This is a genomic window from Micromonospora sp. WMMC241 (assembly GCF_027460165.1).
GTDB classification, from domain to species: Bacteria; Actinomycetota; Actinomycetes; order Mycobacteriales; family Micromonosporaceae; genus Micromonospora; species Micromonospora humi.
Genome location: NZ_JAPZBF010000001.1, coordinates 1,576,988 through 1,594,514 on the forward strand (window position 1 = coordinate 1,576,988; position 17,527 = coordinate 1,594,514).

Annotated in this window: 20 protein-coding genes; 10 read left to right on the forward strand and 10 right to left on the reverse strand. The window is 72.0% G+C overall.

Features of this window, described 5'->3' with window-relative positions; translation table 11 throughout:
- The first annotated feature begins 120 nt into the window (after nucleotides 1–120).
- From erpA to O7598_RS07620, 3 genes are all read left to right on the forward strand, one after another.
- Nucleotides 121–492, forward strand: coding sequence for an iron-sulfur cluster insertion protein ErpA (gene erpA, locus O7598_RS07610; RefSeq protein ID WP_091059278.1), 372 nt, complete (start codon nucleotides 121–123; stop codon nucleotides 490–492).
- A gap of 194 nt (nucleotides 493–686) precedes the next feature.
- Nucleotides 687–1,661 (forward strand): carbohydrate kinase family protein, encoded by a 975-nt coding sequence (locus tag O7598_RS07615; protein ID WP_269690644.1) that lies wholly within the window; start codon nucleotides 687–689, stop codon nucleotides 1,659–1,661.
- Complete coding sequence (locus O7598_RS07620; RefSeq protein WP_269690645.1) at nucleotides 1,658–2,191, forward strand: AAA family ATPase; 534 nt, start codon at nucleotides 1,658–1,660, stop codon at nucleotides 2,189–2,191. The genes O7598_RS07615 and O7598_RS07620 overlap by 4 nt, the downstream gene beginning before the upstream one ends.
- A gap of 56 nt (nucleotides 2,192–2,247) precedes the next feature.
- Here O7598_RS07620 and O7598_RS07625 read toward each other — a convergent pair whose 3' ends face one another.
- Nucleotides 2,248–2,490, reverse strand: coding sequence for a sulfurtransferase TusA family protein (locus O7598_RS07625; protein ID WP_269690646.1), 243 nt, complete (start codon nucleotides 2,488–2,490; stop codon nucleotides 2,248–2,250).
- Nucleotides 2,487–3,638: a cysteine desulfurase family protein gene (locus tag O7598_RS07630; RefSeq protein WP_269690647.1), complete on the reverse strand. Its 1,152-nt coding sequence runs from the start codon at nucleotides 3,636–3,638 to the stop codon at nucleotides 2,487–2,489. Before O7598_RS07630 ends, O7598_RS07625 begins: the two co-directional genes overlap by 4 nt.
- Nucleotides 3,639–3,808: 170 nt before the next feature.
- On the opposite strand from O7598_RS07630, the gene ctaC reads away from it, so the two are divergent.
- Both ctaC and O7598_RS07640 read left to right on the forward strand, forming a co-directional pair.
- Nucleotides 3,809–4,780 carry an aa3-type cytochrome oxidase subunit II gene (ctaC, locus tag O7598_RS07635; protein ID WP_269690648.1) on the forward strand — a complete coding sequence of 324 codons (972 nt, stop codon included), beginning with the start codon at nucleotides 3,809–3,811 and terminating at the stop codon, nucleotides 4,778–4,780.
- 10 nt (nucleotides 4,781–4,790) lie between these two features.
- Nucleotides 4,791–5,219 carry a cytochrome c oxidase subunit 4 gene (locus O7598_RS07640; protein WP_269690649.1) on the forward strand — a complete coding sequence of 143 codons (429 nt, stop codon included), beginning with the start codon at nucleotides 4,791–4,793 and terminating at the stop codon, nucleotides 5,217–5,219.
- Nucleotides 5,220–5,668: 449 nt separating this feature from the next.
- On the opposite strand, the gene O7598_RS07645 is transcribed toward O7598_RS07640, so the two are convergent.
- The 4 genes from O7598_RS07645 to O7598_RS07660 form a co-directional block, all read right to left on the reverse strand.
- Nucleotides 5,669–5,875 (reverse strand): hypothetical protein, encoded by a 207-nt coding sequence (locus O7598_RS07645; RefSeq protein ID WP_269690651.1) that lies wholly within the window; start codon nucleotides 5,873–5,875, stop codon nucleotides 5,669–5,671.
- 122 nt (nucleotides 5,876–5,997) lie between these two features.
- Complete coding sequence (gene trpD, locus O7598_RS07650) at nucleotides 5,998–7,044, reverse strand: anthranilate phosphoribosyltransferase (RefSeq protein ID WP_269690653.1); 1,047 nt, start codon at nucleotides 7,042–7,044, stop codon at nucleotides 5,998–6,000.
- A gap of 77 nt (nucleotides 7,045–7,121) precedes the next feature.
- Nucleotides 7,122–7,520 (reverse strand): hypothetical protein, encoded by a 399-nt coding sequence (locus tag O7598_RS07655; protein ID WP_091059310.1) that lies wholly within the window; start codon nucleotides 7,518–7,520, stop codon nucleotides 7,122–7,124.
- 53 nt (nucleotides 7,521–7,573) lie between these two features.
- On the reverse strand, nucleotides 7,574–8,554 hold the full coding sequence (locus tag O7598_RS07660; RefSeq protein ID WP_442929831.1) for a cytochrome c oxidase assembly protein: 981 nt from the start codon (nucleotides 8,552–8,554) through the stop codon (nucleotides 7,574–7,576).
- A gap of 108 nt (nucleotides 8,555–8,662) precedes the next feature.
- Between O7598_RS07660 and ctaE the strand changes: the two genes are divergently transcribed.
- The 5 genes from ctaE to O7598_RS07685 all read left to right on the forward strand — a co-directional run bounded on the left by ctaE (nucleotide 8,663) and on the right by O7598_RS07685 (nucleotide 13,796).
- Nucleotides 8,663–9,262 (forward strand): aa3-type cytochrome oxidase subunit III, encoded by a 600-nt coding sequence (gene ctaE, locus O7598_RS07665; protein WP_091059316.1) that lies wholly within the window; start codon nucleotides 8,663–8,665, stop codon nucleotides 9,260–9,262.
- A 72-nt stretch (nucleotides 9,263–9,334) separates the two neighbouring features.
- Nucleotides 9,335–10,168, forward strand: coding sequence for a cytochrome bc1 complex diheme cytochrome c subunit (gene qcrC, locus O7598_RS07670; RefSeq protein WP_091059319.1), 834 nt, complete (start codon nucleotides 9,335–9,337; stop codon nucleotides 10,166–10,168).
- A gap of 67 nt (nucleotides 10,169–10,235) precedes the next feature.
- Nucleotides 10,236–11,324, forward strand: a complete 1,089-nt coding sequence (qcrA, locus tag O7598_RS07675; RefSeq protein ID WP_269690654.1) for a cytochrome bc1 complex Rieske iron-sulfur subunit — start codon at nucleotides 10,236–10,238, stop codon at nucleotides 11,322–11,324.
- Nucleotides 11,321–12,952, forward strand: a complete 1,632-nt coding sequence (qcrB, locus tag O7598_RS07680) for a cytochrome bc1 complex cytochrome b subunit (protein WP_269690655.1) — start codon at nucleotides 11,321–11,323, stop codon at nucleotides 12,950–12,952. The genes qcrA and qcrB overlap by 4 nt, the downstream gene beginning before the upstream one ends.
- A 169-nt stretch (nucleotides 12,953–13,121) precedes the next feature.
- Nucleotides 13,122–13,796: a DUF4142 domain-containing protein gene (locus O7598_RS07685; protein WP_269690656.1), complete on the forward strand. Its 675-nt coding sequence runs from the start codon at nucleotides 13,122–13,124 to the stop codon at nucleotides 13,794–13,796.
- A 63-nt stretch (nucleotides 13,797–13,859) separates the two neighbouring features.
- Here the strand turns inward: O7598_RS07685 and O7598_RS07690 are convergent, their stop codons facing one another.
- The 4 genes from O7598_RS07690 to O7598_RS07705 are packed head-to-tail and all read right to left on the reverse strand — an operon-like array spanning nucleotide 13,860 to nucleotide 17,432.
- Entirely contained in the window at nucleotides 13,860–14,147 is a 288-nt protein-coding gene (locus O7598_RS07690) for an Lrp/AsnC family transcriptional regulator (protein WP_013287689.1), read from the reverse strand.
- A gap of 52 nt (nucleotides 14,148–14,199) precedes the next feature.
- Nucleotides 14,200–15,075, reverse strand: a complete 876-nt coding sequence (locus tag O7598_RS07695; RefSeq protein WP_269690657.1) for a nucleotidyltransferase family protein — start codon at nucleotides 15,073–15,075, stop codon at nucleotides 14,200–14,202.
- Nucleotides 15,072–15,608, reverse strand: coding sequence for an NUDIX hydrolase (locus tag O7598_RS07700; RefSeq protein WP_269690658.1), 537 nt, complete (start codon nucleotides 15,606–15,608; stop codon nucleotides 15,072–15,074). Before O7598_RS07700 ends, O7598_RS07695 begins: the two co-directional genes overlap by 4 nt.
- Nucleotides 15,609–15,656: 48 nt before the next feature.
- Nucleotides 15,657–17,432: a RelA/SpoT family protein gene (locus O7598_RS07705; protein WP_269694786.1), complete on the reverse strand. Its 1,776-nt coding sequence runs from the start codon at nucleotides 17,430–17,432 to the stop codon at nucleotides 15,657–15,659.
- Nucleotides 17,433–17,527: the final 95 nt, after the last annotated feature.

Genomic DNA, 17,527 nt, shown 5'->3' on the forward strand with positions numbered 1-17,527 from the left:
CGCCGCCGGGTGGGAGCGCCGGCAGCGGCGTACGATCGGAGACGGACCACCGGGAATACTGGCGGACGTGCGGCGTTGGCCAGTACGTCCGGACCTCATACCGCGCAGGGAGACTTCCACGTGACCACGCCAGCGCAGACCGAGTCGACCGAGGCCACGCAGGCCCCCAGCACCGTCGTCCTCACCGACGTCGCGGCGCAGAAGGTCAAGGCCCTGATCGAGCAGGAAGGCCGCGACGACCTGCGGCTCCGCGTCGCCGTGCAGCCGGGTGGCTGCTCCGGCCTGCGGTACCAGCTCTTCTTCGACGAGCGGTCGCTCGACGGTGACGTCGTCACCGACTTCGGTGGCGTCGAGGTCGTCGTCGACCGGATGAGCGCCCCCTACCTGACCGGCGCGACGATCGACTTCGCCGACCGGATCGACGCCCAGGGCTTCACCATCGACAACCCGAACGCCGGCAGCTCCTGCGCCTGCGGCGACTCGTTCAGCTGAGTCGGCGTTCCGACGCCTGAGAACGGCGGGACCATCCCTTCGGGGGCGGTCCCGCCGTTTTGTCATGGCCAGGCGGTGTCCGTCCGGTGACGTCGGGTCGTGCGCCGGGCGACCGGACGGCGACCGACCGACGTCCGGCCGGCCGGCCCGAACGGTAGGCTGACCGCGCCGTGCTCCCGACCACGAGGGTTGACATGAAGATCGCCGTGACCGGCTCGATCGCGACCGACCACCTGATGAGCTTCCCGGGTCGCTTCGCCGACCAGCTCATCGCCGACCAGCTCGACAAGGTCTCGCTGTCCTTCCTCGTCGACGAGCTGGTGCTCCGGCGCGGCGGCACGGCCGCCAACATCGCCTTCGGCATGGCCCAGCTCGGGCTGCGGCCGGTGCTGCTCGGCGCGGTGGGCGCGGACTTCGCCGACTACCGCTCCTGGCTGGAGCGCCACGGCGTCGACTGCGACTCGGTGCACGTCAGCGAGGTGGCGCACACCGCGCGCTTCGTCTGCACCACCGACACCGACATGTGCCAGATCGCCTCGTTCTACGCCGGGGCGATGAGCGAGGCGCGCAACATCGAACTGGCCCCGGTGGCGCAGCGCCTCGGCGGGCTCGACCTGGTGCTGGTCAGCGCCAATGACCCGGCCGCGATGATCCGGCACTCCGCCGAGTGCCGGGACCGGGGCTACCCGTTCGTCGCCGACCCGTCGCAGCAGCTCGCCCGGATGGACGGCTCGGACGTGCTCGGCCTGGTCGACGGCGCCGACTACCTGATGACCAACGAGTACGAGAAGTCGCTGCTGCAGAACAAGGCCGGCCTTACCGACGAGCAGCTGCTGGACCGGGTCAAGGTGCGGGTCACCACGCTGGGCAAGCAGGGTGTGGAGATCGCCGGCCGGGAGATCGGCACGATCCGGGTGCCGATCGCGCGGGAGATCCAGGCGATCGACCCGACCGGTGTGGGCGACGGCTTCCGGGCCGGCTTCTTCGCCGCGCTCGACTGGGGTGTCGGCGTGGAACGCGCGGCCCAGGTCGGCTGCCTGCTGGCCACGCTGGTGCTGGAGAACTTCGGCGGCCAGGAGTACGAGGTCCGCCGGGACCTGTTCGTGAAGCGGCTCGCCGAGTCGTACGGGGACGCGGCCGCCGAGGACGTCCGGCCGCACCTGCTGTGAGCGGCGCGGCCGGCGGGGTGGACCGTCCCGACTCGGGCGGTCAGGTGCTGGTCGCCTTCGCCGGGCTGCCCGGGGTGGGCAAGAGCACGCTGGCCGTCCGGGTCGGCGCCGCGCTGCGCGCCCCGGTCCTGCCGGTCGACCCGGTCGAGCGGGCCCTGGGCCGCTACGGCCTGACCGGCGACGTGCCCGGGATGGCCGCCTACGGCGCGGTCGCCGGGCTGGCCGAGGTGCAGCTCGGCCTGGGCCTGAGCGTGGTGGTCGACGCGGTGAACCCGGTCGCCAGCGCCCGTGGCCTCTGGCACGAGCTGGCCGAGCGGACCGGCGTGCCGCTGCGGGTGATCGAGGTGCACTGCGGCGACGAGGCGGAACACCGGCGCCGGGTCGAGGCCCGGCCGCCCGCCGAGCACGTGACCTGGGAGCAGACGTTGGTGCGCCGCGCCGAGTACGAGCCGCTGATCGGTCCGCGCCTGGTGGTGGACACCGCCGTGGCGGCCGACCCGCTGCCCGGGATCCTCGCCTACCTGAGCTGAGCGCCGCCGCCGCTGGGCGCCGGTGTTAAAAGGGGCCCCCTCCTCTACCGGAAGCGTTAAGAAGGGGCCCCTCCTTTCACCCGGACGTCGTAGGCGGGGCCGGCGGTGGGGTGGGCGGCGAGGAACTCGTGGCCGCGCATCCGGCACCAGGCCGGGATGTCCACCGCCGCCGCCGGATCGTCGGCGAGCACCCGCACCACCGCGCCGACCGGCAGCCCCGGCACCCGGCGCGCGAGATTGATCACCGGCAGCGGGCAGCGCTGGCCCCGGCAGTCGAGCGTCTCGTCCGGCTCGTTCACAGGTCGGTCACCCCCGCCTGGGCCCGCAGCTCCGCCACGATGCCGGGCAGTTCGGCCAGGAACCGCTCCACGTCCGCCTCGGTGGTCTCCCGGTGCAGCGACACCCGCACGTTGCCGTGCGACAGCACCCCCATCGCCTCCAGCACGTGCGACGGGCGCAGCGTCGACGAGGTGCACGACGAACCGGAGGAGACCGCGAAGCCGCGCCGGTCCAACGCGTGCAGCAGCGCCTCGCCGTCGACGTACAGGCAGGAGAACGTCACCAGGTGCGGGAGCCGGTCCACCGGGTCGCCGACCACCTCCACGTCCGGCACCTCGGCCGCCACCCGGGCCCGGATCCGGTCCACCAGCGGCGTCAGCCGGGCCGCCTCGGCCGCCGCGTCGGCCGCCGCCGCGCGCAGGCTCGCCGCGGCGGCCACCACCGCCGGCAGGTTCACCACCCCGGGGGTACGCCCGGACTCCCGCTCGTCGGCCGGGTAGGGCGACTCCCACCGGGTGCCCTTGCGCACCACCAGCAGGCCGACGCCGGGCGGGCCGCCCCACTTGTGCGCGCTGGCGGTCAGCACCGACCAGCCCGCCGGCAGCGGCGCGCGGCCGACCAGCTGCGCCGCGTCCACGTACAGCGGCACCCCCGCCTCGGCGCACCGCTCGGCCGCGGCCGGCACCGGCTGCACCGTGCCCACCTCGTGACTGGCCCCGATCAGCGCCGCGAGGGCCACGCCGGGGGCGGCCACGGCCGCCGCCCAGGCGTCCAGGTCCAGCCGGCCCAGCCGGTCCACGGGTACGGAGACGGCCCCGCCCCCGGCGGCGACGTGCCGTTGCGCGGCGTGCAGCACCGCCGAGTGCTCGATCGCCGAGTGCACGAGCGTCGTACCGGCCCGTCGCCGCCCGAGCAGGCCACCCAGCACGGCGGCGTGCGCCGCGGCCGTACCGCTGGGGGTGAAGGAGAGTTCGTCGGCGCGGACGCCGAGCGTCTGCGCGGCGGCCTCCCGGGCGGCGTCGAGGAGCTGGCGGGCCCGGCGGGCCGGCGCGTAGAGCCGGGCCGGGTCCGCCCAGCCGTCCTCCAGGGCGGCCAGCATCGCCTGCCGCGCGACCGGATGCGGTGGTGCGGCGGTGGCGGCGTCCAGGTAGACCGGGGAGGCGCTCATGACGTTCCACGCTATCGCTCGGGTACGCCCAAGATCCCCCCGATGGGGGCGGACAGTGACCCCAAGACGGTCAGGCCTGCCATGGTCGAGTAATCTGCGACCGTCGGTGACGCCTTTGCCGTCGGTGTCAGGGAAACAATCGCCGCGGCGCGCTAGGGAGGCAGGACCAGGTGGTCGCAAGGAGTTCGGAGGTACGGCCGTCGGCCGTACGGCACAGCGCTTCCCCGGGGGCCGGTGGGCGCCGGCGGCGTGGTGCTGGTCGACTCGCCGGGCTCGGTCTCGGCGGAGCGGCGCTGCTGGTCGCGCTCACCGGCTGTGACGTCGGCAAGACGTTCGGCGGCTTCGGCTGGCCGCAGGGCGGCATCACGCCCGAGTCGCACAGGATGTACGACCTGTGGATCGCCTCCTGCATCGCGGCGCTCGCGGTCGGCGTGTTCGTCTGGGGCCTGATCTTCTGGTGCGTGATCCGCTACCGCAAGCGCGGCAACGAGCTGCCGGTGCAGACCCGCTACAACCTGCCGATGGAGTTCCTCTACACCATCGCGCCGATCCTGGTGGTCTCCGTGCTCTTCTACTACACCGCGGTCGTGCAGACCGACGTGGTGAAGGAGACGAAGAACCCGGACGTCACCGTCGAGGTCGTCGCGTTCAAGTGGAACTGGCAGTTCAACTACCGCGACGGCCAGGGCCGCGACGCCAACACCGTCGCCTCGGTGCTGGGTACCAGCGAGGTCATCCCGGTGCTGGTGCTGCCGAGCGGCCGCTCGATCCGGTTCGAGGAGCAGAGCCGCGACGTCATCCACTCGTTCTGGGTGCCCGAGCTGCTGTTCAAGCGCGACGTCATGCCGGGCAGCATCCGCAACACCTTCGAGGTCTCCAGCATCGACCAGGAGGGCGCGTTCGTGGGCCGCTGCGCCGAGCTGTGCGGCAGCTACCACGCCTTCATGAACTTCGAGCTGCGGGTGGTCTCGCCGGAGAAGTACGAGCAGTTCCTGGCCGCCAAGAAGGGCGGCAGCTCGACCCAGGACGCGCTCAAGGCGATCGGCGTGGACGAGTACGCCACCACCACCAAGCCCTTCGACACGCGGCGTAACACCGCCAACTTCAACCCGTCCGACGCGACGGCCGGCGCGGGAAGCTGAGGGGTCCGGCATGAAGACCGAGTGGAAGATCTTCCTGACCATCGCCGCGTTCCTGCTCGGCGCGACCATCCTCTACGGCGCCTGGACGCACGGCGACAGCGGTGGCCGGATCGAGTGGGTCGGCACCGTGGCACTGCTGCTGTCCTTCCTGCTGTGCGCGATGTGCGGCGGCTTCTTCTGGTTCGTCTCCCGCCGGATCGACCTGCGTCCGGAGGACCGGGCGGACGGCGAGATCGCCGACGGCGCCGGTGAGATCGGCTTCTTCAGCCCGGGCAGCTACTGGCCGTTCGGCTTGGCCCTGGCCGCCGCCATCGCCGGCCTGGGGCTCGTGTTCTGGCAGTTCTGGCTGCTGGGCCTGGGCCTGGTGGCGGTGGTCTTCGCCGCCTGCGGGCTGCTCTTCGAGTACTACTCGGGCACCCGCCGCACCGCCGAGCACTGACCCGCACGTTCTTCGTCGCAGGCCCGCGCCCCCGTCCCGGGGACGCGGGCCTGCCGCTTCCTCCCCCTTCCCCCTCCCTCCGGGGCACCGGCTCGTCGATCGATCATGAAGTTAGCGGCGCCGGTCGTCCGGATTGTCGCCGCTAACTTCATGATCGACGTCACCCGGCCGGTGCGGCCTTCGGGGTGAAGCCGGCGTTGGCGGCGGTAGGGCGTCCGAGGTGCGTGTACCTGACCGGAGATCTTGGTACGGAATGGCCCTTCCAGGGGCCGACTCGTACCAAGATCTACGCATCTCCGTCGATCTTGCGTGGCGGACGTCCTGGTCGGCTGCGTTGCCCGCCTGCCCGACCGTCGGCGTCCTCGCCGGCTACGCCGCCTGGTGCGCGGGAGTGGACAGGACGAAGGGTCGGCACCCGGCGTGGACCCCGCCGGGGTGCGTGGGTGCGGTCAGGCCGCGTGGCGGTGGGTGGCGCGCGGCGCGCGCCGGCGGGACCGGGTCGTCGGGCGGAACGTGATCGTGGCGACCAGCACGGCCGCGCCGCAGCCGGTGCAGACCAGCTCGGGGCAGTCGACGCCGTGCCCGTCGGCGCAGAGCGGCGCCTCGAACAGCACGACGCCCTCGCAGGTGTCGCAGTAGAGCTCGCGATCCGACACGGGCGTCTCCTCTCGCTCCGGGTGCCGGCGGTGGCGGGGAGCCGTCGGCACCACCGAACCATCGCCCTAAAGCGGAAAATTACTCCCCTGTAGTTTGGCATGCGGGTATGACAGGCACCCGGTCAGGCGGTCCGCGCGACCGCCAGCCAGCGGTCCAGCGCGGCCGCGGCGGCGCCCGTGTCGACCGCCTCGGCGGCCCGGCCCAGGTTGGCGCGCAACGCCTCGTGCAGGTCGCCGTCGAGCGGGCCCTGGGTGGCCAGCGCGACCGCGGCGTTCACCAGCACGGCGTCGCGCACCGGGCCGGTCTCGCCGGCCAGCAGCCGCCGGACCACGTCGGCGTTGTAGACCGCGTCTCCACCCCGCAGGTCGGCGAGAGTGGCCCGGGGTACCCCGAACTCCGTCGCGTCCAGCACCGCCTCCCTGACGGTGCCCTGCTGGGCCACCCAGACCCGGGTCGGCGCGCCGGTGCTGAACTCGTCCAGCCCGTCCTCGCCGCGCACCACGATCGCCGAGTCGCCGCGGGCCGCGAAGACGGCCGCCATCACGGGCGCCATCCGCTTGTCGAAGCAGCCGACCGCGGCCGCGCGGGGTCGCGCCGGGTTGGTCAGCGGGCCGAGGAAGTTGAACGCCGTGGGTACGCCGATCTCGCGCCGGACCGGCCCGGTGTGCCGCATACCGGGGTGGAAGCGGGCGGCGAAGCAGAAGCCGATGCCGGCCTCGGTGACGCAGCGGGCCACCTGCTCCGGCGTCAGGTCGAGCGGCACGCCGAGCTGCTCCAGCACGTCCGCCGTGCCGCAGGAGGAGGAGGCGGCCCGGTTGCCGTGCTTGACCACGCGCACCCCGGCGCCGGCGACCACGAGCGCCGCCATGGTGGAGATGTTGACCGTGTGGGCGAGGTCCCCGCCGGTGCCCACCACGTCGAGCGCGGTGGCGCGGACGTCCTCGGGCAGGTGCACCGGCACCGCGCGGCTCAGCATCGCCTCGACCAGACCGCCCAGCTCGGCCGGCGTCTCGCCCTTGGTGCGCAGCGCCACGACGAAGCCGGCGATCTGCGCCGGGGTGGCCGAGCCGGCCATGATCTCGCCCATCGCCCAGCCGGTGTCGGCGGTGGAGAGCTCCTCGCCGCGCAGCAGCGCGTTGAGCAGAAGCGGCCAGGTCCGTTCGCCCATGGCGGGCCTCCCGAGCGGCGTGAGTCAGGCGGTTGAGGGCGCGCCACGGCCGCGTCGCCGTGGCGCCGCGGGGTGGATCAGGCCGCGGCGTGCGTGCGGCGCAGCAGCTCGGCGACGGTGCTGCCGGCGGTCACCGGGTCCAGCGGGTGGGTCAGCGTGGCGTCGACCTCGGCGTACGCGGCGAGCCAGCGGTCGGCGGCGCGGGCCAGCACCACGCAGGTCGGCGGCGCGTCGTCCCGGTCGTCCTTGATCTGCCGGGCGATGCCGATGCCGCCACCCGGGCTCGCCTCACCGTCGAGCAGGAGCAGGTCGATCTCGTAGTCGTCGACCAGCCGGACGCAGCCGGCGTAGTCGGCGGCCTCGACGAACTCGATCTCGATGCCGGGCGCCGGCCGGGTGCCCACGGCGAGCCGCATCCGGTCCCGGACCTTCGGGTCGTCGCTGTAGAGCAGGACGGTGCAAAGACGATCGCTCATCGTGACGTGGCTCCCACCTCGTAGCTGCCCGCTGATCGTAGCGGGCGTCACATTCACCCGGTCGGACCGGTCCCGGCCCCGGCGCCCGCCCCGGCGGCTCGCTCGCGGGCCTCCTGGCGGTCGAGCTCGCGGTCCAGCCGGCGGGCCTCGCGCTCGGACTGCTTGATCCACTGCACGACGAGCACCGCGAGCATGGTGACGCTGACGAACTCGCCGCCGGCCCAGAGGATGCCGCCGGCGACCACCTGGTCGTTGCGCGGGTCGGACCAGGCCAGGTTCAGCGACGGGTACCAGTCGCCGCCGAGCAGCGTGGTGCTCTGCATGATGGTGAGCCCGAGCACCGTGTGGAACGGCACCGACAGCAGCATCAGCAGCGCGCGGGCCGGGTACGGCCAGCGGCCGGGCAGCGGGTCCAGGCCGAGCAGCGGCCAGAAGAAGACGCAGCCGGTCATGATGAAGTGCGCGTGCACCAGCTCGTGCGCCCACTCGTGGCGCAGGGTGAACTCGTAGAGGTTGGTGAAGTAGAGCACGAACGGGTTCGCCACGAAGATGGCGAACGCCACCAGCGGGAAGCTGTAGATCCGGGCCAGCCGGCTGTGCACGACCGCGAGCAGCCGCTTACGGGGCCGTACCGGCAGGGTGCGCAGCGCCAGCGTCACCGGCGCGCCGAGGGCCAGGAAGATCGGCGCCACCATCGACAGCACCATGTGCTGCACCATGTGCACCGAGAGCAGTGCGGTGTCGTACGCGCCGAGCCCGCTGACCGTGACCAGGGCGATGCCGCCGAGACCGGGGCCGAGGAACGCCACCGTGCGCAGCACCGGCCACCGGTCGCCGCGCAGCCGCAGCCGGTGCACCCCGTAGAGGTAGAGCCCGGCGGCCAGCACCAGGCCCAGCGTGAGCCAGCTGTCCAGCCGGGTCTCGGTGAGCACGCGGGCCACGGTGAACGGCGGCGGGGCGGCCTCGCCCCCCGCCGCCAGGGTCGTCGGGGCGACGACCGAGGTGACGGCGCGGATCTGATCGACGTGCAGCACGCTTTTCAGGGTAGGTCAGGCGAAGCGGACCACCACGATCGGGCCACTGCGGGCCCGGGTTTGCCACCCCGCTGATCGTCGGTCCCGGTCAAGGGCAATAATGACCGCGTGACTGCGGCCCCAGCCATTGACAAGAGCCGGATCCACTCTCTGACGCGTCCCAACATGGTCAGCGTCGGGACGATCGTGTGGCTCTCCAGTGAACTCATGTTCTTCGCGGCGCTGTTCGCGATGTACTTCTCGATCCGCGCGGCGGCGCCGGAGCAGTGGGAGAAGCACACCGAGGTCCTGAACATCCCGTACGCGACCACCTTCACGGTGATCCTCGTACTCTCCTCGGTGACCTGCCAGCTCGGTGTCTTCGCGGCCGAGAAGGGCGACGTCCACGCCCTGCGCCGGTGGTTCACGATCACCTTCGTGATGGGTCTGATCTTCGTGCTCGGGCAGGCGAACGAGTACCGGACCCTGGTGCACGAGGGCGTCAAGATCAACGAAGACGGTTACGGGTCGATGTTCTACCTGACCACCGGCTTCCACGGTCTGCACGTGACCGGCGGGCTGATCGCCTTCATCATCTTCATGGTCCGTACCACCATGGGTCGGTTCACCCCGGCCCAGGCGACCTCGGCGATCGTCGTGTCCTACTACTGGCACTTCGTCGACGTCGTGTGGATCGGGCTGTACGCCATGATCTACTGGCTTCAGTGATCTTGGCGCGTCACGAACCGCGCCGCTGCTCCGTCCCCTGAGACAAGGTCCAACCGGTTAAGGACACAGGTCATGACTTCTGACAACGACCGCCGACGCGGTCTGCTCGCGCGGTTGCGCGGGCGGCCCGTAGCGCGCAGCAGGGGCCGCCGCCGGCTGGGTGCCGCGGTCCGGCTGGCCGCCGCGCTGATGCTGGCCGGCGGCGCCTACACCGTCTTCGCCCCGGGCGTGCAGGCGCAGGACAACCCGCCCCTGACCGCCGCCGCCAACGAGGGCAAGGCGCTGTTCGACGTGAGCTGCGTGACCTGTCACGGTCGCAACGCGCAGGGCGTCGAGGGTCGGGGCCCGAGCCTGATCGGCGTCGGGTCGGCGTCGGTCGAGTTCCAGGTCAGCAGCGGTCGCATGCCGATGGCCCGGCAGGAGGCCCAGGCCATGCGCAAGCCTCCGCAGTTCACCGACGAGCAGGTGCGCCAGCTCGGGCAGTACATCCAGGAGCTCGGCGGCGGCCCGCAGGTGCCGTCGGGCAACCTGCGCGACGGCGCCAACATGTCCACCGGCGGCGAGCTGTTCCGGATCAACTGCTCGCAGTGCCACGCCTTCGGCGGTGGCGGCGGCGCGCTCTCCTCCGGCAAGTACGCGCCGAGCCTGAAGCCGGCCAGCGACCGGCAGATCTACGCCGCCATGCTGAGCGGCCCGCAGAACATGCCGGTGTTCGGCGACAACCAGATCACCCCCCAGGAGAAGGCGGACATCATCGCCTACATCCAGGAGACCCTGAAGAGCGACCAGGACCAGGGCGGTTTCAACCTGGGCCGGTACGGCCCGTCGACCGAGGGTCTGGCGATCTTCCTGGTCGGCATCGTCGCGCTGGTCTTCGCGAGCCTGTGGATCGCGGGCAAGTCGTGACCCGGCCGAACGTCTGTATCATTGCCCTGGTGCCGGCCACCGGCGCCACGCGTAGCGAGGTGACGGCATGAGCACCCACACCGAGCACCAGGCCCAGCAGGGTCGGGAGCCGGTCGACGTGAACGACCCCCGGCTCTCCCGGTTCGACGTCGTCCAGGAGGGCGCCCGGCGGGACGACATCGAGATCGTCCACTACGAGGAGCAGGTGGTCCCGGGCAGCAAGGCGGAGCGCCGGCTGACCCGTACGGTCGCCCTGATGTTCCTGCTGACCGGCGTCTTCGCCACCGCCTTCCTGGTGATCTACATCTGGTGGCCGTGGCAGTGGGAGCCCGGTCGCGGTGGCGACAAGCTCTACACCCCGCTGCTCGGCGTGACCCTCGGGCTGGCTCTCCTCGGCATCGGCTTCGGCATCCTCACCTGGGGCAAGAAGCTGCTGCCCAAGGAGGTCTCGATCCAGGACCGGCACGACCAGGTCGACAACCCGGAGGATCGCAAGATCACCGGCGAGACCATGCTCTACCTGGCCGACGAGCTGGGTGTGAAGCGCCGGCCGCTGCTCGGCATCTCGCTGCTCGCCGGCCTGGCGCCGGTCGGCGCGGTTGCCGCCGCGCCGCTGATCGGTGGCCTGATCGAGCAGCCGCACAAGAACAACCAGATGTTCACCACCGGCTTCGCGCCGGCCGAGGGCGGTGAGAAGATCCGGCTGATCCGTGAGGACGGCCGGCCGATCCGCCCGGCCGACGTCAGCGTCGGCGGCCAGCTCACCGTGTTCCCGGGCATCGAGGGCGGGGTCAGCAACAAGCACGCCGACTCGCCGACCCTGCTGATCCACCTGCGTGAGGACGACGCGCAGAAGTCGCGCGCCGCCAACGAGCGCAAGGGCCACGGCGACTACATGTGGGGCAACTACGTCGCGTTCTCCAAGATCTGCACGCACGCCGGTTGCCCGGCCAGCCTCTACGAGCAGCAGACCAACCGCCTGCTCTGCCCCTGCCACCAGTCCCAGTTCCTCATCACCGACAACGCCAAGCCGATCTTCGGCCCGGCGAACCGGCCGCTGCCGCAGCTGCCGATCGAGGTGGACGAGGAGGGCTTCTTCGTGGCGAGGTCCGACTACACCGAGACCATCGGTCCCGACTTCTGGGAGCGGCCATGAAGCGCCGAAAGTTCGATGCGGCCGCGCTGCCGGCCAAGACCGCCGGGGCGGTGGACGACCGGTTCCAGGTCGCCACGCCGCTGCGCAAGCTGCTGAACAAGGTCTTCCCCGACCACTGGTCGTTCCTTCTCGGCGAGATCGCGCTGTTCTCGTTCGTGATCCTGCTGCTGACCGGTGTGTTCCTCACCTTCTTCTACGAGCCGGCGATGACCGAGGTGACCTACGACGGCAGCTACGCGCCGCTGCGGGGCACCCCGATGTCGGCCGCGTACGCCTCCAGCCTGGACATCTCGTTCGACGTCCGCGGCGGTCTGATCATGCGGCAGATGCACCACTGGTCCGCCCTGCTGTTCATGGCCGCGATCGTGGTGCACATGCTCCGGGTCTTCTTCACCGGCGCGTTCCGCAAGCCGCGTGAGACCAACTGGATCATCGGCTCGCTGCTGTTCTGGGTCGGCTTCCTGGCCGGCTTCACCGGCTACTCGCTGCCGGACGACGGCCTGTCCGGCACCGGTCTGCGGATCGCCTCCGGCATCATCCTGTCGATCCCGGTGATCGGTTCCTGGGTCAGCTCGTCGATCTTCGGCGGGGAGTTCCCCGGCACCATCATCATCAGCCGCTTCTTCATCGCCCACGTGCTGCTCATCCCGGGTCTGCTGGTGGCGCTGATCAGCGTGCACCTGGGCCTGGTGTTCAAGCAGAAGCACACCCAGTGGCCCGGCCCCGGCCGGACCAACTCCAACGTGGTCGGCGAGCGGATGTTCCCGCGCTACGCGCTCAAGCAGGGCGGCTTCTTCATGGTCGTCTTCGGCGTGGTCGCGCTGATGGGTGGCCTCTTCCAGATCAACCCGATCTGGTACTTCGGCCCCTACGAGGCGTGGGTGGTGTCGGCGGCCAGCCAGCCCGACTGGTATGTCATGTTCCTGGACGGCTCGACCCGACTCATGCCGGCCTGGGAGATCAGCATCCCGATCGGCGACGGATACGTCATCCCGCCGCTGTTCTGGCCGACGGTCGTGCTCCCCGGCATCCTGGTGGGCCTGTCGACGATGTACCCGTTCCTGGAGGCGCGTCGCCTCAAGGACTACAAGCACCACAACCTGCTCCAGCGGCCCCGGGACGTGCCGGCCCGGACCGCGGTGGGCGCCATGGCGGTCGCCTTCTACGTTGTGCTGACGCTCTCCGGCGGCAACGACGTGATCGCCGACAAGTTCCACATCAGTTTGAACGCGATGACGTGGGCCGGCCGGATCGGTCTGCTGGTGATCCCGCCGTTGGCCTACTACGTCACCTACCGGCTCTGCCTGGGTCTCCAGCAGCACGACCGGGAGGTGCTGGCCCACGGCGTGGAGACCGGCATCATCAAGCGGCTGCCCGACGGCCGGTTCGTCGAGGTCCACCAGCCGCTCACGTCGGCCGACGGGCACGACGGCCACGCGCCGGCGCTCGACTACGTCGGCTGGGTGGTGCCGAAGAAGATGAACCGGCTCGGTGCCCTCGGCCCGGCGATCCGGGGCTTCTTCTACCCGATCGAGAAGCCGGCCGAGGCGCCGGTCTCACCGGGGCACCCGCCGGTCGAGCCCCGGGGAGAGCGGGAGGAGATCAGCAGCGGCGACAGCCGTCGCTGACCCTTCCGGGTACGACTGACCGTGGCGCCCGCCGGATCCCTCCGGCGGGCGCCACGGGCGTTTCCGCCCCGTTGTTCCCCTCGGGCGCGCCCCGGACGGGTGGAATCGCAGGAATAACCCCGGTCAGCCGGGTATCCGTGCGGTCCGACGTCTCATGGGGGAGGAACGCATGTTGGGAATCAAACGCCTGGGCCTGCTGGCCGCGCTGGTGGTCGTGGGGCTGGCGCCCGCCGCCGCGGCGCAGGCCGCGGCGCAGCCGTCGACGCAGGACACCCAGTATCTGCAGGCGGTGCACCAGGTCAACCTGTTCGAGATCACCGCGGGCAACCTGGCCCAGCAGAAGGGCCAGAACCAGCAGGTCAAGGACCTGGGCAAGATGTTCGTGACGGACCACACCCAGCTGGACCAGACGGTGCAGTCGACCGCTCAGCAGCTCAACGTGCAGCTGCCGGCCGACCCGACCGCCGACCAGCAGAAGGTCCTCGACAAGTTGAACGGCCTCAACGGGGCCCAGTTCGACAAGGCGTGGGTGACCGCGCAGCTCGCCGGCCACGTCCAGGCCATCCAGGCCACCCAGACGGAGATCTCGCAGGGCTCCGAGCAGTCGGTGGTCCAGCTCGCCCAGGACGCGTTGCCGGTGCTGCAGGCGCACTATGACGCGCTGGTGGCCCTGGCGCAGACCCTGGGCGTCCCGGTGCCGCAGACCAGCGCCAGCGGCACGCCCAGCCCGGGCGGCACCACGTCGCCGGGGACGGGTGGCACCGAGTCGCCGGCTCCGGGCGGCAACGGGACCGAGGAGCCCGCTCCGGGCACCACGGAGACCCCGGCGCCCGCGCAGAGCTGACGCACCCGTACGGCCGACGGTGGCCGGCCCGCCCGGATCGGGGTGGGTCGGCCACCCGCCGTATCAGTCCGCGTTGGCCAGCCCGATCGCGAACGCCTCCTCCAGGTCGTGCTGGGAGTAGGCGCGGAACGCGATGTGCGACTCGGTGTTGAGCACGCCGGGCACCTTGGAGATGCTGCCGGCGATGACCTGGGCGATCTGCTCGAACTCCCGGACCCGGACCATGGCGATCAGGTCGACGTGCCCGGCCACCGAGTAGACCTCGCTGACGCCGGGCAGGTTGGCCAGGGTCTCGGCCACCTCGGGGATGGAGTCGGTGGCGCAGTCGATCAGCACGATCGCGGTGATCACGGGACGTTTCTCCGTTCGTCGGCGACGAGGCCCATGCTATTGCCCGGCACCGTCACCGCGCGGCCGGGACGGTGAGGTCGGCGCCGGCGCGGATCACGCCGACGAGGCGTTCCCCGGCGGCGACCGTCGCGCCCGGCCAGATCACCGACCGGTCGACCGCGCCGTGCACCCGTGCGCCCGCGCCGACCACCGAGCGGGTGACCGGCCCGTCCACCTCGGCGGACCTGTCGACCAGCCCGTCCGGACCGGCGGCGTGCAGGTTCGCCGCCAGGTAGTCGGCCGGCGTTCCGGTGTCGAAGAAGGTGCCCCGGTAGGGGACCACGGTGAGCGCGCCGGCCGCCTCCGCCGGCCGCCACACCGCCCGGACCAGGTCGCCGAAGGTGGCCGGCAGGTCGCGGACCAGCCGCCAGGGCAGCAGCGAGAACCCGACGAAGTGGTGGCCGGCGAAGGTGCCGGGGGCGGCCGGGTCGTCCGCCGGCTGCCCGAGCAGGCGTACGCTCCGCCCGTCCCAGCCGTCGAGCAGCGCGGCCACGTCCGCGCCGGGCGGGGTCGCCGGGTCGGCGAGGTACGCGTCGGCGTTGCCCACCAGCACGCCCCGCCCGCCGATCCAGTCCCGCAGCCGTCCCACGCCGCCCGCGGTGCCCAGCGGATCGCCCGGCTCGACCGACAGGTGCGCCCGGTCGCCGACCTGCGCCACCACCTGCTCGCCCAGGTAGCAGGCGTTCACCGCGACCCGGCCCGGGCCGGTCAGCCCGAGCCCGGCCAGCCGGGCCAGCGCCCGGTCCAGCAGCGGCACGTTGCCGACCGGGCAGAGCGCCTTCGGCACCCGCTCGGTCAACGGTCGTAGCCGGGTGCCCTCACCCGCCGCCAGCACCACCGCGCACACCTCGACGCCCAGCGCCGGGGTGCCGGAACCAGGGATGGTCACGAGGCGGGTGGCGCCGGCGGGACCTCGCCGGCGCGCGGGCCGATGCCGTAGTGGGCCAGCAGGTTGGCCGTGGCGCGACTGAGTCGGGGCAGGTCGTCCAGTGGGTGCCAGGCGGCCTCGAACACCTCGGCCCCGTCCACCTTCAGCTCGGTGCGCGACGCCGGCACGTCCGCCTCGAAGACCACGTCCACCCAGCCCTTGGCGTGCACGACCGCGTTCGGCACGGCCGGGCGGAGCCGGTCGGGGGAGAGCCGGACGCCGGACTCCTCGTGCAGCTCCCGGGCCGCGCCGACCACCGGCGCCTCGCCGCGTTGCAGCAGGCCGGCCGGGAGGCTCCAGCTGTGGCCGGGGGGCTGGCGCAGCAGCAGGATCCGCCCCGCGCCGCCGGCCTCCGCGTCCCGCACCAGCGTCACCGCGCCCACGATGTACTTCGGCACGGCGAGCCGGACCAGTCGCCGTCGCATCGGGACCGGGAGCCGGTAGAACAGCCGGTAGCCGAGGGCCCGTCCGGTGGCACGCGCGCGGGGGATCATGCGTCCAGGCTAGTGGCCGCCCGGGCGCCGCGGGCGGACGCCCTTCGCCTACTGCCGGTGGTCGACCAGGTCGATCAGCTGCTGCACCACCGTGTCGGGCTCTACCGAGCGGTCGAAGACCGCCACCAGCAGCGTCTCCAGGTCGGGATAGCCCAGTTCCTCGGAGAGCCGCAGCAACGGCAGGTCGCTGGCCAGGCCCCGGTCGTGCTTGCGCAGCGCCAAACCGATCGAGGCCCGGCCGAGCCGGACCTTGTCGGCGATCGAGATGCCCGGCTCGGTGTGCTCGGCGAACCACCGGTTGATCTGCATCTGGGCATGCGGGGACTTGACGAACCCCAGCCACTCCCGGCGCGGCCCGCGCGGGGCCACGTCGACCTCGAAGCCGCTCTCCGCGTCGCTCTCGGTGAAGATCTCCACCACGTCGCCCTCCTCCAGCTCGGAGGAGAGCGGGGCCAACCGGCCGTTGATCCGGGTGGCGAGGCAGTGGTCGCCGCGTTCGGTGCCCAACTCGTAGGCGAGGTCGACCGGGGTGGCCCCGGCCGGCAGCACCACCTGCCGGCCGTCGGCGACCACCTGGATCTGCGCCTCCGCCAGGTCGCAGCGCAGCGACGCCATGAACTGGGTCGGGTCGACCGTCTCCTGCTCCCAGTCGAGCACCCGGCGCAGCCAGGCCAGCTCCTCCGCGCGGCCGGCGGCCCGGGGGAAGCGGTAGTGGGCGGCCACGCCGTATTCCGCGTCGCGGTGCATCTCGGTGGTGCGGATCAGCACCTCCACGGTGCGGTCCTGTGGGCCGCAGACGCTGGTGTGCAGCGACCGGTAGAGGTTGTTCTTCGGTGAGGCGATGAAGTCCTTGAAGCGGCCCGGCACCGGCCGCCAGAGCCCGTGCACCGCGCCCAGCGCGGCATAGCAGTCGGTCGGCGGGCCGTCCACCACGATGGCGATGCGGGGCAGGTCGAACGGGGCGGCGTGGTCGCCGGCGACGGTGTCCTTCCAGATCGAGTAGAGGTGCCGCGGGCGGGGGGAGACCTCGGCGTCCACCCGGCTGCGGCGCAGCGCCGCCCGGGTACGGGCCACCACGTCGGCCAGGTAGGCGTCCCAGCCCGGCCGGTCGTGCACGAACCGGGCGATGCGCGCGTGCTCATCGGGTTGCAGGTGCAGCAGCACCACGTCGTCCAGCTCGCGTTTGAGGGTCTGGATGCCCAGCCGGTCGCAGAGCGGGACCAGCACCTCCAGCGTCTTGCGGGCGATCCGCTCCCGCGAGGCGGCCGAGCGGACCCCGAGCGTGCGCATGTTGTGCAGCCGGTCGGCCAGCTTGATGACCAGCACCCGGACGTCCTTGCCGGCCGCCACGATCATCTTTCGGACGGTCTCCGCCTCGGCGGCCTTGCCGTAGAACGCCTTGTCGAACTTGGTCACGCCGTCGACCAGGTGGGCCACCTCGCGACCGAAGTCCTCCTGGAGGGCCTGGAGCGTGTAGCGGGTGTCCTCCACCGTGTCGTGCAGCAGCGCGGCGACCAGCGTGATGGTGTCCATGCCGAGGTCGGCGCAGATCTGTGCGACCGCGAACGGGTGGGTGATGTAGGGCTCGCCGCTCTTGCGGAACTGACCGCGGTGCATGTTCTCCGCGATCGTGTAGGCCCGGCGCAGCACCGACGCGTCGGCGCTGGGATGGATGCCCCGGTGCGCGCGGACCAGGGTGGTGACCGGGTCGCCGTCGGCGGCGGGCCAGGTGAGCAGGGAGCGCAGTCGGCGGGTGAGCGGCAGCTCGCCCTGGGTCGGAAGGGAGCCGCCCAGGGCGGCGCCGTGTCCGGCGTCGACGTCCACCTGGGACACCTCCTCACCCCGGCTCTCGGCCGCCGGGGACCGGCGACCGGGAGCAGGCCCGCGAATCGGGCAGGACTGCACTCCTTCAACAGCCT

Excerpts from the sequence above, each read along its gene's own strand:
- O7598_RS07700 (WP_269690658.1), bottom strand. The coding sequence starts at position 15,608 with ATGATCCCCCGCGCGCGTGCCACCGGACGGGCCCTCGGCTACCGGCTG.
- O7598_RS07685 (WP_269690656.1), top strand. The coding sequence starts at position 13,122 with ATGTTGGGAATCAAACGCCTGGGCCTGCTGGCCGCGCTGGTGGTCGTG.
- O7598_RS07655 (WP_091059310.1), bottom strand. The coding sequence starts at position 7,520 with ATGAGCGATCGTCTTTGCACCGTCCTGCTCTACAGCGACGACCCGAAG.
- O7598_RS07630 (WP_269690647.1), bottom strand. The coding sequence starts at position 3,638 with ATGAGCGCCTCCCCGGTCTACCTGGACGCCGCCACCGCCGCACCACCG.
- qcrC (WP_091059319.1), top strand. The coding sequence starts at position 9,335 with ATGACTTCTGACAACGACCGCCGACGCGGTCTGCTCGCGCGGTTGCGC.
- O7598_RS07615 (WP_269690644.1), top strand. The coding sequence starts at position 687 with ATGAAGATCGCCGTGACCGGCTCGATCGCGACCGACCACCTGATGAGC.
- trpD (WP_269690653.1), bottom strand. The coding sequence starts at position 7,044 with ATGGGCGAACGGACCTGGCCGCTTCTGCTCAACGCGCTGCTGCGCGGC.
- qcrA (WP_269690654.1), top strand. The coding sequence starts at position 10,236 with ATGAGCACCCACACCGAGCACCAGGCCCAGCAGGGTCGGGAGCCGGTC.
- qcrB (WP_269690655.1), top strand. The coding sequence starts at position 11,321 with ATGAAGCGCCGAAAGTTCGATGCGGCCGCGCTGCCGGCCAAGACCGCC.
- O7598_RS07640 (WP_269690649.1), top strand. The coding sequence starts at position 4,791 with ATGAAGACCGAGTGGAAGATCTTCCTGACCATCGCCGCGTTCCTGCTC.